Below are 14,196 nucleotides of genomic sequence, written 5' to 3' on the forward strand. Positions count from 1 at the left end.
ACGAAGTCGCGTAGCGAACTTACTCCCCCTCTCCCTGTGGGAGAGGGATGGGGTGAGGGAGGCGGTCGTCGGGCGTCGCGGTGGACCGAGCGGCCCGCAGCCGCCGTACGGCGGCGATGCGCACACACCGCAGGGCCTGGCCGAACGCCGGGCCTTTCAACTGCTGCTCCAGCAGCGGTCGGTTGTCGACTTCGACGGCGGCGCGCCGCGCCTGCCGCAGCCAGTCGGCCTGGGGATAGGGCCGCTCCTCGAAGCCGGTCCGGCCCCTGGCGTCCGCCTCGCAGGCGAGCAGGAAGAGTTCCAGGGTGTCGTCGTGACGCTTGAGCGCGCCCAGCCGGTCCAGCAGATCCACCAGGGTCGAAGTGCGCAGTTCCGCCGCGCGGTGGCAGAGGCCGTGGTAGCGCATCACCTTCTCCGCCAGCCGGCGGTAGGCGTTGGGGGCGCGGAGGCGGTCGCACAGCGCGTTCAGGGCGTCGAGGCCGAGGCGCTCGTGGCCGCGATGGCTGGGCCAGAGTTCCGGCGGCGTGAGCGCCTTGCCGAGGTCATGGGTCAGGGCGGCGAAGCGGACGGAAGGGTCGGCGGTGAGGCGCGCGGCCTGGTCCAGCACCATCAGGGTGTGTACGCCGGTGTCGATCTCCGGATGATGCTGCGCCGGCTGGGGCACTCCGAACAGCCGCTCGATTTCCGGGAACAGCCGTTCCAGCGCCCCGCAGTCGCGCAGGGTCCGGAAGAAGGACGAGGGCGCCGGTTCGGCCAGAGCCTTGGCGAGCTCGGCCCAGACCCGTTCCGGAACCAGGGCGTCGACCTCGCCGGCCTCGACCATGCGCCGCATTTCCACCAGGGTTTCCGGCGCCACGCGGAAACCGAGCGGCGTCAGCCGGGCCGTGAAGCGGGCAACGCGCAGGATGCGCACCGGATCTTCGGCGAAGGCGGGCGATACGTGCCGCAGCAGCCGAGCTTCCAGGTCGCGCCGGCCGCCGAAGGGATCGACGAGCTGCCCGTCCGGTGTTTCCGCCATGGCGTTGATGGTGAGGTCGCGCCGTTCCAGGTCCTGCTCCAGGGTGACGTCGGGTTCGGCATGCACGACGAAGCCCCGGTAGCCGGGCGCGGTCTTGCGTTCGGTGCGGGCGAGGGCGTACTCCTCGTGGGTTTCCGGGTGCAGGAACACCGGGAAGTCGCGGCCTACGGGGCGGAAGCCGCGCGCGATCATGGCTTCCGGCGATTCGCCCACCACGACCCAGTCGCGCTCGCGGACCGGCAGACCGAGCAGGCGGTCGCGGACGGCGCCACCGACCAGAAAGGCTTTCATCGGCTCGACTCGTAAGGATTCAAGGTTCGTTCCGGCGCCTGCGGGGACGGCTGCATGACCGATATGTATACCACGCTTGCGTTCTATCTCGCCTTCGGCGCCATTGCGGGCGTCGCTTCCGGCCTGTTCGGCATCGGCGGCGGCGCCATCATCGTGCCGTTCCTGGTCTGGCTGTTCCCCGGCCAGGGCGTGCCGGAAAGCATCCTCATGATCATGGCGGTCGCCACCTCGCTGGCCACCATCGTGGTGACTTCGGTCTCTTCGGTCCGCGCCCACCACCGCCGCGGCGCGGTGGTTTGGCCGCTGGTGTGGCGGCTGGTGCCGGGGATCGCCTTGGGTACGGTGGCCGGCTCGATCGTCGCCGACCATCTGCCCACCCAGCGGTTCAAGCAGTTGTTCGCGGTGTTCCTGATGCTGGTCGCGGTGCAGGTGTACCGGGGCAGGCGGGAAGAAACGGCGGGCGAAAAGCCCGTATCGCTCGGCGTGCTGACCGGCGGAGGGCTCATGATCGGCCTCCTGTCCGCGCTGTTCGGCATCGGCGGCGGCAGCATCACCGTGCCCTTCCTGCTCCGCTGTCGCCAGAACATCCGCCATGCCGTCGCCATCTCCTCGGCCTGCGGTTTTCCTATCGCGGTCGTCGGCACCCTGAGCTACGTCGTCCTGGGCTGGAGCCATCCGTCACTGCCCGCCCATAGCCTGGGCTACGTCTACTGGCCCGCCTTCCTCGGCATCGGCGCCGCCAGCGTGCTGACCGCGCCGTACGGCGCGGCGCTGGCCCACCGCCTGCCGATGCAGGGGCTCAAGCGGCTGTTCGCCTCCGTGCTGTTTCTGCTGGGTGCCCGCATGCTGTGGAAATCCGTCGATCCCTCGTGGCTCGGCGTTCTGAACGAGGGGCTAGAAACCGCCGCTGCGGCAGTACCGGGGCTGAGGTCTTTTCTCGAACCCTGAAAGGCTCACCGGCCGTTTAAAGTGAAAGCCGCAGAAACCTTGCTCACCCTCTCCCTTTGGGAGAGGGTCGGGGTGAGGGGAACGATCATTGCGCGCAGCCGCTTTCATCATCCAGCGCAGCGGCTGGTCGCAATGATCGTTAGTTCCGCGCTGCGAACACGGTGACCGGGGTCTTCGTCTGGGCCAGCACGAAGCTCACGGGATATCGCCGGTTGGGGCCGGCTTGGGCGGCGTTGAACACTTCCACCTTGCCTGATCCGCCGAATTGCAGGTAGACGTGACGGGCGTCGAGTATCCAGGGCAGGGTGAGGCTGATGCGCTCGGCCGGCGCGACCGCGCCCACCTGGGCCAGACAGGGCGGGGTATTCTCCGCCGTGCCGCCCAGCGCCAGACCGGCTTCCAGGTTGGGGCTGGCGGGGAACAGCGAGGCGGTGTGGCCGTCGTCGCCCATGCCCAGGATCAGCGCCGCGAACGGCCGCGGCAGGTCGGCGAAGGCTTCGGCCAGGTTCGCCTCGCCTGCCGCCGCGGAAGCATCCCCCGTATACAGTGGAAGGAAGCGCGCCGCCGCCGCCTTGCCCTGCAGCAAATGGGTCTTCACCAGAGCGGCGTTGCTGGCGGGATCGGTTTCCGGCACCCAGCGTTCGTCGACCAGCGTGACGACGACCCGTGCCCAGTCCAGATCGGCCTCGCGCAAGGCTTCGAAAACCGGCACCGGCGAGCGGCCGCCCGAGACGGCCAGGGTGGCCGCTGGAGCCGTCGCCAAGGCGGCGCGCAGATCCTCGGCGACCGCCGCGGCCAGCGCCGGGGCCAGGCTTGCGTTGTCATCGAACCATCGAATCTCGGTCATTTCAGTTTCCCTCGTGCCAGCAAATACCATCGCGTTTCAGCAGGTCCAGGGAAGCGGCCGGTCCCCAGGTGCCCGCGGCGTAGGGCAGCGGTCCTTTCGGATCGTTGGCCCAGGCGTTGAGAATCGGCTCGACCCAGCGCCATGCCTGCTCCTGTTCGTCTTGCCGCACGAACAGCGCCTGGTTGCCGCGGATGGCATCGAGCAGCAGGCGCTCGTAGCCGCCTTCGGCGCGGCGCACCTTGAACTGCTCGGCGAAGTTCAGGTCCAGCGACACCGGCTGCAGCTCCATCGAATCGCCCGGCTGCTTGGCGTACAGATAGAGGCGGATGAACTCGTCCGGCTGCAGGCGGATCACCAGCTTGGCCGGCGCGCAGGCGCCGCTCTTCGGCAGCGGGAAGATCGGATGCGGGACGTCGTGGAAATGGATGACGATCTCCGCCAGCCGCTCTGGCAGGCGCTTGCCGGTGAAGAGGTAGAACGGTACGCCCGCCCAGCGCCAGTTGGCGATCTCCGCCTTGATGGCGACGAAGGTCTCGGTGTGGCTGCCCGGCGGAATGCCCTCCTCTTCCAGGTAGCCCGGCACCGCTTTGCCGCCGGAAATGCCGGCGCGGTACTGGCCGCGCACGGTTTTTTCGTGCACGCCCTCGTCGGTGAACGGCACCAGCGACTCCAGCACCTTGAGCTTTTCGTTGCGGATGGCGTTGGAATCCAGGCTAGCCGGCGGCTCCATCGCCACGAAGCAGAGCAGCTGCAGCAGATGGTTCTGCACCATGTCGCGCAGCGCCCCGGCCTTGTCGTAGAAGCCCGCGCGTGTGCCGATGCCGACGTCCTCGGCGATGGTGATCTGGACGTCGCGGATCCACATCCTTCGCCACAGCGGCTCGAACAGCGCGTTGCCGAAGCGCAGGGCCATCAGGTTCTGCACCGACTCCTTGCCCAGGTAATGGTCGATCCGGTAGACCTGATTCTCGTGGAAGTAGCGATCCACGTCGGCGGTGATCGCATTGGCGGAGGCCAGATCGTGCCCCAGCGGCTTTTCCAGCACGACCCGGCTGTTGGGGCCGTTGAGGCCCTGCCGGGTCAGATGGGCGCAGATCGTCGCGAACAGGAACGGCGCGGTGGACAGGTAGAACACGGTCACCGCGGCCGGCGACTTCTTCAGCCGTTCTTTCAGCGGCGCGTACTGCTCGGGCTGGGTGGCGTCGATGCGCAGATAAGCCAGACGCTGGCGGAATGCCGCCCACACCGCCTCGTCCCAATCGGCGGCCGGAATGAACTGGCGGGCCTTTTCGTCCGCCAGCGCGAGGAAAGCGTCCTCGCTCAGGTCCTGCAGGTCGACGCAGACGATACGGCCGGCTTCGACGAGCAGGCCGTTCTTGTGGCACTGGTACATCGCCGGCAGCAGCTTGCGCGTGACCAGGTCGCCGGCGCCACCGAAGAAAACCACGTTGAACGATTCGGGAAATGGGAGCTGACTCACCGCTGACATCCTCTTGTTATGGCCCCGCCGGTGCTTGGCCGGCAGGGCGCGCGTGACGCGCCGGGCCTACAACGAAAAAGCCCGGCCAAAAATTCACAAATGTTAGTCGCCGCGATACGGGCTGTCGAGCAATGGCTTTGCCCAACACGCCGAAAACCAGGCGGAGAGCGTTTTTTCAACGTGCATTGAGCTTGAAAGCGACCAAGCCGGGACGGCGGACGGACACTTACCCCGTGGTCTCGAATCGGAGAAAGTCGGACAACCGTTTCGATTCATTGATCTCGTCGTGCGGCACCAACAGGTACTTCCAGGGTTTGGTGCCGACGCTCGCCGTGTGATCGGAAGCGTGCTTGCACCAGCGCATGGCGGCAGCGGCCTTGGCCTGAACCTCCTGGGTGTTGATGTCGGCGCGCGCCTTGGTCTCCACCATGACGAGGATCGTGTCCGTCTCGGCCACGAAGTCGGGGATGTACTCCGGCTGCTCGGTGCCGAGCTTGTAGTAGATCTGGAACTGTCCCTTCGCGGGCTTGAACCACTTCGTCGCGTCGCGCTCCAGGATGATGGCGAAGCGCCGTTCGGTATCCGAGTCGAACTTCTGCAGCGGGTACAGGCAACGCGCGAAGCCACCGAAGAGCATCTGCTTGATGCGACTGGGATCAAGCACGGTCTCCCGGAAGTGGTGGGCCGTCTGGCCTGCCGTGGCGGTGTAGTTGCACGGCTTGAGTTCGGTGAAGCCGCGACTGACCTGCACCTCGTACTCGGTCGCCTCTTCCCAGAAGTGGGCCATCATCTGCGCGTGGATTTCGCGTGCAATCAGGCGGCGGTCACGATCGAGGACGCTGATGGCCTCGTCCTCGGACAGATAACCGCGCAGGTGCTGCACCATCTGGCCTGCGAGGTCGTAGAGGAGATCGGCGTGGGTGAAGTAGTCGATGTCGTCGAAGTCCACCAGAGCGTGAACGATGTAGTCCTCCGGGCGCTGTTCCTTCAGCCCGACCTCGGCGGCCAGGGTGAACTGTTCGTTGGTCCGCAGCATCTGCCCGACGATCTCGCGCTGGCCCGGCTGGAGATGGAGCTGTCTCACATCCAACTTGAAGGCGTGGAAGCCCGTCGTGATCTCGCCAGTCGGCACCACCGCGATGCGCGGGATGTCGATGGTCTGCTGCACCACGATCTCGGTGGTCTTCGCCACCACGGCGGACAAGTCAAGTGCGGGGACTGATTCATCCACGTCCGCCAGCAATTCGCCTTGCAGCGGCTTCAACCGCTCTGCCACCTCCGCGAGGATTTCCTTCTGCACTTCTGGTTTCAGCAGCGCGCTGCTGGTGGGCACCAGATCGCGCTTGACCTCGTACTTGCCGATGACGTCCATGACCACGCGCGCGGCCTGCTTCTCCGCTTCCGTGGTGAACACCGGTTTGGGCGCGGGGACTTCCGCTCCACTGTCAGTGACTGAAGCCCCTGTGATCACGACCGGTGCTTCCGTCAAACCTAGACGCGCCGCCGCCCCGGACTCGACCTGCACGCTGACCTTCTTGTCGTCGGCGCTAGGCGCATCGAGGATGACTTGCTTCAGGCGAATCGGCGAGTCGCCGCGGTTGGCCTCGTCGATAATCTCCTGGAACTTGTCGTGCGCGACGATGTTCAAGCGATCCACGGACGCGACGCCCGTGCGCTTGCCGTAGGGCAGACGCAGGCCGCGCCCGATGGACTGCTCGATCAGCGTGCGGGCGTTGGCGGCGCGCAGCGGCACGATGGTGTAGAGGTTGGTCACGTCCCAGCCCTCCTTGAGCATGTTGACGTGAATCACGATCTCGGTCGGCTCGTCCACGCTCTCCACGGCCAGTAGGCGCGTGATCATCTCTTCTTCTTCCGCGCCGGTACGGCTGGAATCGACCTGAATCACCTTGCCTTGGTAGCGCCCCTCGTAGAAGGCTTCCGACTCCAGAAGCGCCAAGAGTTGCCCCGCGTGCGTGGTATCGCGCGCGATGACGAGCATGAAGGGCTTGACCGGCTTGACGCCGTTCTCGCGGGCGTAGGTGAGCAGCTCGACCTTGGTGGTCTCGTGCAGGCGCACGCCGTCTTCCAGCTTGGTCTTCTCGATCTCCTCGGGCGTGTGCGCCTTGGCGTCGAAGTTGCGCTGGGTGACCACGGCAGGCTCCTTGACGAAGCCATCCTCCATCGCCCGCGCCAGCGGGTAGTCCATCACCACGTTCTTGAACGGCACCGGCCCGCGGCTGGACTCGACGAACGGAGTCGCCGTCACTTCCAGACCGAATAGCGGCTGGAGCTCGTTGATAGAGCGCACCCCGGCGCTGGCCCGGTAGCGGTGCGACTCGTCCATCAGCAGCACCAGGTCCGGCAGATTGGCCAGATGGTTGAAGTAGCTGTCGCCCAGCACTTCCTTCATCCGCTTGATGCGCGGCTCCTTGCCGCCGCGTACCTCGGAGTTGATCTTGGAGATGTTGAAGATGTTGATGCGCACGTCGTGGGCGAAGCCCATCGATTGATCGTCTACTGCTGCACCGGTCTGGTCGTAGTTGTCGCCGGTGATGATCAGCGGCGGCTGCTGCGCGAACTCGGCAATGCCTTTGAACACGTACTTCGGCGTGTTGCGCGTGAAGTCCGTGATGAGCTTGTTGTATATCGTCAGGTTGGGCGCGAGCACGAAGAAATTGTTGATGCCGTGCGCCAGATGCAGGTACGCGATGAAGGCTCCCATCAGGCGCGTCTTGCCCACGCCCGTGGCAAGCGCGAAGCACAGCGATGGAAATTCGCGCTCGAAGTCCTCCAAGGTAGGGAGTTCAGCCTTGAGCGTTGCAAGAATTGCCGACAGATTGCGCCCTTCGATGGTGTCCTCATGGTCCAGCAGTTCGGGAGCGGCTTGCAGCATACGCCCCAACCTGGCGAGGGATTCAGCTTGCGGCGGCCGCAGCGAGAGGCGGCCGCTGATGGCGTTCAGTACACGGGCATTCATGCAGCGTCCTCCGGCATGGCCTGGGCGTAGATGGTCAGGCACAGCTCCAGATCGTCGATGACCTCATACAAGGGTTTCTTTCCGGAAAATTTCTCGCTTTCCCGCAGGATCATTTCAACACCGAAGCCACGGCGGTCCATCAGGAAGCGTTTGCCCAGCGCCGGATCGTCGACCGGGTAGTAACGTGCGAATAAACTGGCCAGGATCTCGTTGCGAGGCACGGACAGGCGCGTCATGGATGCCAGGGACAAGGTGTTCGGCAAGGCGCCGGGAGAATGAATTTCCAGGCGATCGGAAAACATGAACAGCCGAATCCGCTGGCCGTGCAGCGAGTAGTCTCGGTGCGCCACGGCGTTGACAATCGCCTCGAAGACCGCATCCAGATGGTATTGGGGGTAGTCGATGCGGCCGAGGCGCTTACGTGCCGCCGTCACCATGTTGCGACGGACGAAATGCAGAGCGTCGAAAATCTGCCGATCCAGCGGGCCGGTAATTTCTAGCCCATCGATCTGATCGTCGGGATTGTTCTGCGTGCCCGAGTGCGCAACGGCAATGATTTCGGCATTGCGCAGCCAGCGTGCCGGATTCAGCGTGCCGAGCAGCACGCCAGCCACAGTAGGCACAAACCGCCCATCCCGCAGATGCAAGAGGTGCAAGCGTTCGAGTTGGGCGGCGGCGTCGCCTTCTTCTGGTTTGACGAAGCGCCGCAGCAGCAAGGCGTCGAGATCGTCGAAGGTACAATCGGGAACCTCCTGCTCCTCGAAGCGGATCAAGCGCGCCTGGCTGCGTTGCTGGAACAGGCGCGCCAGCGCATCCGGCGGCAGTTCCCGCTTGGCGTGTCCCACGCGACGGAAGTAGCCGTTGGCACTTTGATGTACCCACAGGCTCTTGGGCACCTCCACCACGATGACCGGGCGCGGCTGGCCAGCTCGATCGGGCAGTGCCAGATGGCGCGTCACCACGTCGAGCGGCGGTTTGATGCGGTCCGTGCAGATGGACGTCAGCCACGCCTCCAGCCGGTCGAGTTGCTCGGGCGGAACGCCCACCACTTCCTGGCTCTTGTCGTCGACCCCCAGGATCAACAGGCCGCCGGCGGCGTTGCCCATCGCCGCCAGTTCATCCGACAGCCCGTCGGGGTGCGGGTCGGAGATTTTGCCGCCCGGACGCAGCACCACTCTTTTCAGTTCCAGGGTGGAGTCTTCGCCCAAGCGAATGCGCTCCAGCAGGTGTTCGATGTTCATGCCTCCTCCTCGAACAGGCCGCCCTGTCCGGCGTGAGCGAGCGCCGCTGTCCTGGCCCTGGTCTTCTTCAGGTTCTCGCCCATGGCTGCGGGCTCGGCCTGCCCAGGCTGCGCCAGCGGCAGGTTGGCGACGTTCAGGCTGTAGTCGTCGTGGCCCCACTCGCAGCGGGCCAGCACCATCTTCGGAATTTTCTTCAGGGTCAGATTCGGCCAGCGCTCGGCGGCCTGCGCCGCCGTCACCCCCCGGAAGGCCGAACAGCACACTAACAGGCTGCGCGCCGTGCCCACCTCGTCGGCCAGCGCCCGCAACTGTTCTGCCGAGAGGTTTTGTGTGGTGACGAACAGAAAGTCGCGCTCGCTGGAATGGCCGTGTTGCCACCAGCGGGTTTCCGAAGGCGCGTAGATGAAACCTTCCAGCTTGGCCAGCGCCTCGGCAAGCATCGCCGCGTTGTAGTCGGGGTTGATGACCGGATTGCCCCAGCGGTCGTTGACGATCAGCGAAGGCGCGAGCTTGTAGTAGCGGAAGCCGCCGCCGCCTTTCCAGCCGACGGCCTCGGAAATTCCACCCTTGTCTTCGCCGTCGATCACCTTCTTTATGCGCGGGATGATGTGAGTTTGGCAGTGCTCCCCCAACTCGACCATGATCCAGCGGCGACCCATCTTGTGGGCCACTACGCCGGTAGTTCCCGATCCCGCGAACGAATCAAGAACTATGTCACCCTCCTTGCTGGCGATGTGAAGAATCCGCTGGAGCAAAGCCTCAGGTTTAGGCGTAGCAAATGGAGTAGCAAAGAGCACTTTCTGCTCGGTCATTGCGGACTGCGTGCTGCCCGCTTCGCTTGCAGGCCAAATGGTTCGAGGGACAACCGGCTCCGCATTCTCAAGAAACATCTTGAGCCGTGGCACCTTCGACTTCCCATCTTTCCCCCAGTACAAGAGATTCTTCTTCTCGTTCTCTGCGTGGGTGTCCTTCCCATATCGCCACGTAAGAGTTTCAGGCGGGAACACCTGTTCACCCGTATTGGGGTTGACGATTGGGTAGTAAAGATTCGGGCGCTCCTCCCTAGTCTTGTTGCCCGTGTATGTGACTGAATTCCACGGACCCCGGGAGTCGTTGTCTGGGTTCTTATAGTAGGAGTTTTGACCTTCAGTGCGCGGAAGCCGATTTGGCTTCCACAGCGGCTTGTTCTTTGCGTAGACCAGAACAAAGTCATGGTCAGAGCTGAAATACCTTGCATCATTGGCGGGCGAAACTCGCTTTGCCCACACGATGCTCGAAACAAAGTTGGAGCGCCCGAACACTTCGTCGCACAACACCTTCAAGTAGAAGGCTTCGTTGTCATCGATGGTTATCCAGAGAGATCCTTCGTCAGAAAGAAGGCGCCTGATGAGTTCCAGCCGGTCTCGCATCAGGCCGAGCCATATCGAATGCTCAAGTCCGTCGTCGTATTGCGCGAAGGCGCTCCCGGTGTTGTATGGTGGATCGATGAAAACGCACTTAACCTTTCCCGAGAACTCGTTCTCCAGCGCCTTTAGAGCCAAAAGGTTGTCGCCGAAGATCAGACGGTTGTCGAAGATGTCGCCATCCGTCACGCGATGCTTGGCGTGATATGACTTTTCGGGCTCTTCGAGCAGGATGCGTGGCTCCAGCTTGGGCCGCTTCTCCTTCCCGATCCAGGTGAGTTCTAGTTTTTGTTTACCAGTCATTCTTAAAGTTCCGAATCTTCGTCTTGACCATCTTCAGAGGGCTGCATTTGCTGCCAGTCATTCGCGATGACCTTCCAATCCACATTGCGCTCGACCGTGTTGCCGTCAAGGTCTTGGCCTGACCAAACCATCCAGAAATCCGGATCGTCCGACTTCGGTCGATGATGCGCAGGTAGCGCGTTCATCTGTACCAAGACCGGCAGCTCCGATGCCCAGCCGAGCAGAATGGCGTGGCGGGAGGGAAGCGACGGCAGGTCGCGCAGCAGGCCGCGCAGGTTGTCGGGTACGAGCTTGTGCACCAGTTCCTGGTCACGGTCGTTGCTGATACGGTGCAACAGATAGCTATTGCACTGGGAGAGCACGGTGGGCGACAGTTCGCTTGGGCGCTGCGAGGACAGCACCAGCCCAAGCCCGAACTTTCGCCCCTCGCGGGCGATCTTTTCAAACACCTGGCAGCAGATGGTGGCCGAGTTCTGGTTTTCGGCGTCGTCCTTGTAGCGCTTGATGAATGTATGCGCCTCTTCCATCACTAACCCGGATATTTCAAGAAAGTGGGCGAATCTCGCTTAACCAATTGATATAATTGGAGTTGCGCCAATAACGCTTCGTACGAAGCCTAAACGAGACCGCCCAATGAGTGATTCTATCCCGACCCAGCTCCGTTTTCCCACCGTCGCCGGCTTCACCGTCCGTGCCGACTTCGAAGGCGGCGCGGTGTCCAGCGACTTCGGCGCCCTCCTCCTGCAGGGCGTGGATCGGCAGACCGGATTGATCGCCCGTCTGGCCTCGGCCATTCAGGATCGCCGGCACCCTTCCTACATCGCCCACAGCTTGGCCGACCTCCTGCGTCAGCGCATCTTCCAGACCGCCTGCGGCTATGCCGACGGCAACGACGCCAACAGCCTGCGCCACGATCCCGTGTTCAAGCTGGCGGCCGAGCGGGCGCCGTTGGATGCCGACAACGCCCTGGCTTCCGGCCCCACCTTCTCGCGCTTGGAGAACGGAGTCTCCCGCAAGGACATCTACCGCCTGGCCCGCGCCTTCGTCGATGCCTTCATCGCCAGCTACACCACCCCGCCCGCGGTCATCGTCTTGGACATGGACCACTCCGAAGACCGCACCCACGGGCAGCAGGAACTGGCCTTCTACAATCACCACTACGGCAGCCACTGCTATCTGCCGCTGTTCTTGTTCGAGGGCCTCTCCGGCAAGTTCATCACCGCCGTGCTGCGGCCCGGCAAACGCCCCACCGGGCGCGAGAACGCCGCCATCCTCCAGCGGGTCGTGCGCCGCCTGCGCCAGGCCTGGCCGGATACCCACCTCGTCCTGCGCGGGGATGGCCATTTCGCCAACCCGGAGTTGATGGCCCTGTGCGAAGCCGATGCACGGATGGATTTCCTCTTCGGCCTGGCCGGCAACCAGGTGCTGACGCCCAAGGCCGAGCCGCTGCTTGCCAAGACGCGCGCCTTGCATGCGCAACGCTGTGATTTCGCTCGCCGCGCCGAACAGCCCGAGCCGGCGGCGACCCGTTTGTATGACGAGGTGGCCTACCAGGCCGGTTCCTGGCCCAAGGCCTATCGGGTGGTGCTCAAGGCCGAGGTCATGGGCCTGGGGGACAACCCGCGCTTCGTCGTGACCTCGCTCGCCGACCCGACGCCGGAGGCGCTGTACCGGGATCTGTACTGCGCACGCGGCCAGGACGAGAACTTCATCAAGGCGGTGAAGAACGATCTGGCCAGTGATCGCACCGCCGACCATGCCTTCCTCGCCAACCACCTGCGCCTGTTCTATGCCTGTGCCGCCTACAGCCTGATCCACAGCCTGCGGGAGCACACCCTGTGCCACACCGAACTGGCCAAGGCGCAGCCCATGACCCTCATCCTGAAGCTGTTCAAGCTGGCGGTGCGGGTGGTGCAGTACAAGGACCGGATCAAGTTGCACTTGCCGAGCGCCTGTCCGGTGAAGGCGCTGTTGCACCGGGTCACCGAGATACTCTATCTCGTCCGACCACCGGCCATGGCCTGAAGCGCGCCGTCACCCTCAACCGAGGAGGATCCGGCAGGACTCGGAGGGTTGATTGCGTCCAGTGTCTGGATTCCGGCCACCACCCCCGCGAAAAGAGGCAGGTCGAGGGGCTGCCCATGCCTCATGGGGGGCGTAGGTCAGTTCGGTGGACTGAAAAAATAGGCAGCTGGCCAAGCTATCGGGCGCAGGGGGCATTTTTATGAAACATCCGGGCTAGGTAATGCACCGCATGGGTCAGCCCGGAGCCGGCCAGTAGCGAAAGGTGCTCGGACTGGAACAGTGCGGTGAGCCAAGGCTCGATCTGGCCGCGCAGTTCCTTGGGACCAAATTCTTCACCAGCCCACGAGGCGTCGAAACCGTCGCAAATCTTGAACCTGCCGTCTTCGGCCGCTTTTTCAAAGCGCACTGGCTGATGGTCATCACGCACCTTCAAGATGTTGGGGAGCATTTTCTCGGCCTTATCGGACATCATTTCAACTCCCATTCGACGGTAAACAGCGTGCGCTCTTCGACCTGTTGCTGGAGCTGCACTTCCAACTGACTGATGAGGTCATTGCGCTGCGCTTCGACTTCGTCCTGCCGGGCAAACAGCTCGCGGCGCAGCTTGCTGCGCTTGCCTTCCAGTTCGCGCTGCTTCTTCTGCCATGACAGTTTTTCTTCCAGCGTCGGCGAGGTTGCAGCGGTGCGGCGCACTTCCTTGATCTCGCGGTCGATCTCCTTGATCTCCTGCTCCAGACCCAGCTTCAGGTCATCCGCCCAGGCGTCGAGCTTCTGGACTTCCTGCTCGAAGTAGCCGAGGTTGCGCTGATCGATCTCGCGCAGGAGAACGTTCTTGCGGGCTTCTACGTCGGCGATCAGTCCCGTGCACAAGTCGCCCTCACTCCCTGCCGGCTTCGCCCCCCTCGCTTCGCTCTCCCCAAAGGGAGAGGGGAGAAACAGCGCGGGCAGGCGCAGCAGCTTTTCCGGGTCGTCTTCCGGTAGCAGCAAGCCATCGGTCGTGCTGGCCGCGACCAGCAGGTGCTGCTCCTGATTTCCCAACGCCTCGACGGAGATCAGTTTCAGGGTGAGCCATCCGGCCTTGCCGCGATATGGCTCCAGCGTGCTGATCTTGGTGCCGTAGGCGTCGTAGTCGAACACCAGTTTGACCCCGTCGAGCGCGCGGCTCTTGGCCTGCTGGGTTACCCACAGCGCCAGCGGATGGTTGACCCGGTACAGATGCGCGTCGCCAGAGCGGCGCGGCAGCTCATAACGCCCCAGCGGAATGTCGCCCTCACCCCCGGCTCCTCTCCCGCTTGCGGGAGGGGGGAGATGGTGCAAGGTGAACCCGTAGTCGTCGAACGTGGCGCAGTCGCCTAGTTCCGCCCGGGTCAGGTCCATCAGCATCCGCTCGAAGCGGCTGCGCATCCTTTGACTGTCCTCGGCACGCATGCGCAACTTGTCCTGCACTTCCTCGTCGAAGTGCTCCAGCAATACCTGGCGCGTCTTGACCATCGCCTCGTTGATCTCGCCGGAGAGGTCGAGCTGGAGTTGCTCGAAGCTGGACTTGATTTCCTCGGGCTCTCGGCAGTTCTGGTAGATCTCGGCGATACGCCGCTCGAAATCGACACCGGAGCCGATGGCGCCCAGCACTTCGTCGCTAGGAGTCTGTCGGACTATGGATTTA

Annotated in this window: 11 protein-coding genes; 2 read left to right on the forward strand and 9 right to left on the reverse strand. The window is 63.8% G+C overall.

What is annotated here, in order from left to right; genetic code table 11:
- Positions 1 to 19: 19 nt before the first annotated feature.
- The gene (locus tag ABZN20_RS13220; RefSeq protein WP_367025542.1) at positions 20 to 1,309 is read right to left on the reverse strand and encodes a multifunctional CCA addition/repair protein; all 1,290 of its coding nucleotides are present in this window, start codon (positions 1,307 to 1,309) and stop codon (positions 20 to 22) included.
- A 54-nt stretch (positions 1,310 to 1,363) separates the two neighbouring features.
- Between ABZN20_RS13220 and ABZN20_RS13225 the strand changes: the two genes are divergently transcribed.
- Positions 1,364 to 2,257, forward strand: a complete 894-nt coding sequence (locus ABZN20_RS13225; protein ID WP_367025543.1) for a sulfite exporter TauE/SafE family protein — start codon at positions 1,364 to 1,366, stop codon at positions 2,255 to 2,257.
- 139 nt (positions 2,258 to 2,396) lie between these two features.
- Here the strand turns inward: ABZN20_RS13225 and pgl are convergent, their stop codons facing one another.
- From pgl to ABZN20_RS13255, 6 genes are all read right to left on the reverse strand, one after another.
- Positions 2,397 to 3,104, reverse strand: a complete 708-nt coding sequence (gene pgl / locus ABZN20_RS13230) for a 6-phosphogluconolactonase (RefSeq protein WP_218808302.1) — start codon at positions 3,102 to 3,104, stop codon at positions 2,397 to 2,399.
- Position 3,105: 1 nt separating this feature from the next.
- Positions 3,106 to 4,593: a glucose-6-phosphate dehydrogenase gene (gene zwf, locus ABZN20_RS13235; protein ID WP_367025544.1), complete on the reverse strand. Its 1,488-nt coding sequence runs from the start codon at positions 4,591 to 4,593 to the stop codon at positions 3,106 to 3,108.
- Positions 4,594 to 4,810: 217 nt separating this feature from the next.
- Positions 4,811 to 7,561, reverse strand: coding sequence for a DEAD/DEAH box helicase (locus tag ABZN20_RS13240; protein WP_367025545.1), 2,751 nt, complete (start codon positions 7,559 to 7,561; stop codon positions 4,811 to 4,813).
- Positions 7,558 to 8,802 (reverse strand): ATP-binding protein, encoded by a 1,245-nt coding sequence (locus ABZN20_RS13245; protein ID WP_367025546.1) that lies wholly within the window; start codon positions 8,800 to 8,802, stop codon positions 7,558 to 7,560. The genes ABZN20_RS13240 and ABZN20_RS13245 overlap by 4 nt, the downstream gene beginning before the upstream one ends.
- Positions 8,799 to 10,508 (reverse strand): site-specific DNA-methyltransferase, encoded by a 1,710-nt coding sequence (locus tag ABZN20_RS13250; RefSeq protein ID WP_367025547.1) that lies wholly within the window; start codon positions 10,506 to 10,508, stop codon positions 8,799 to 8,801. Before ABZN20_RS13250 ends, ABZN20_RS13245 begins: the two co-directional genes overlap by 4 nt.
- Before the next feature lie 2 nt (positions 10,509 to 10,510).
- Entirely contained in the window at positions 10,511 to 11,035 is a 525-nt protein-coding gene (locus tag ABZN20_RS13255; protein ID WP_367025548.1) for an ATP-binding protein, read from the reverse strand.
- Between the two features lie 106 nt (positions 11,036 to 11,141).
- Between ABZN20_RS13255 and ABZN20_RS13260 the strand changes: the two genes are divergently transcribed.
- Positions 11,142 to 12,533: an IS1380 family transposase gene (locus ABZN20_RS13260; RefSeq protein WP_367025178.1), complete on the forward strand. Its 1,392-nt coding sequence runs from the start codon at positions 11,142 to 11,144 to the stop codon at positions 12,531 to 12,533.
- A gap of 175 nt (positions 12,534 to 12,708) precedes the next feature.
- On the opposite strand, the gene ABZN20_RS13265 is transcribed toward ABZN20_RS13260, so the two are convergent.
- Both ABZN20_RS13265 and ABZN20_RS13270 read right to left on the reverse strand, forming a co-directional pair.
- Positions 12,709 to 13,005 (reverse strand): hypothetical protein, encoded by a 297-nt coding sequence (locus ABZN20_RS13265; RefSeq protein WP_367025549.1) that lies wholly within the window; start codon positions 13,003 to 13,005, stop codon positions 12,709 to 12,711.
- Complete coding sequence (locus ABZN20_RS13270; RefSeq protein ID WP_367025550.1) at positions 13,002 to 14,162, reverse strand: DEAD/DEAH box helicase; 1,161 nt, start codon at positions 14,160 to 14,162, stop codon at positions 13,002 to 13,004. The genes ABZN20_RS13265 and ABZN20_RS13270 overlap by 4 nt, the downstream gene beginning before the upstream one ends.
- Positions 14,163 to 14,196 lie beyond the last annotated feature (34 nt).

It is taken from the genome of Methylococcus sp. ANG, assembly GCF_040730495.1.
Taxonomy (GTDB): domain Bacteria; phylum Pseudomonadota; class Gammaproteobacteria; order Methylococcales; family Methylococcaceae; genus Methylococcus.

Coding starts and splice junctions, on each gene's coding strand:
- ABZN20_RS13225 (WP_367025543.1), top strand. CDS start 1,364: ATGACCGATATGTATACCACGCTTGCGTTCTATCTCGCCTTCGGCGCC.
- ABZN20_RS13255 (WP_367025548.1), bottom strand. CDS start 11,035: ATGGAAGAGGCGCATACATTCATCAAGCGCTACAAGGACGACGCCGAA.
- zwf (WP_367025544.1), bottom strand. CDS start 4,593: ATGTCAGCGGTGAGTCAGCTCCCATTTCCCGAATCGTTCAACGTGGTT.
- ABZN20_RS13220 (WP_367025542.1), bottom strand. CDS start 1,309: ATGAAAGCCTTTCTGGTCGGTGGCGCCGTCCGCGACCGCCTGCTCGGT.
- ABZN20_RS13245 (WP_367025546.1), bottom strand. CDS start 8,802: ATGAACATCGAACACCTGCTGGAGCGCATTCGCTTGGGCGAAGACTCC.
- ABZN20_RS13265 (WP_367025549.1), bottom strand. CDS start 13,005: ATGATGTCCGATAAGGCCGAGAAAATGCTCCCCAACATCTTGAAGGTG.
- ABZN20_RS13250 (WP_367025547.1), bottom strand. CDS start 10,508: ATGACTGGTAAACAAAAACTAGAACTCACCTGGATCGGGAAGGAGAAG.
- pgl (WP_218808302.1), bottom strand. CDS start 3,104: ATGACCGAGATTCGATGGTTCGATGACAACGCAAGCCTGGCCCCGGCG.
- ABZN20_RS13260 (WP_367025178.1), top strand. CDS start 11,142: ATGAGTGATTCTATCCCGACCCAGCTCCGTTTTCCCACCGTCGCCGGC.
- ABZN20_RS13240 (WP_367025545.1), bottom strand. CDS start 7,561: ATGAATGCCCGTGTACTGAACGCCATCAGCGGCCGCCTCTCGCTGCGG.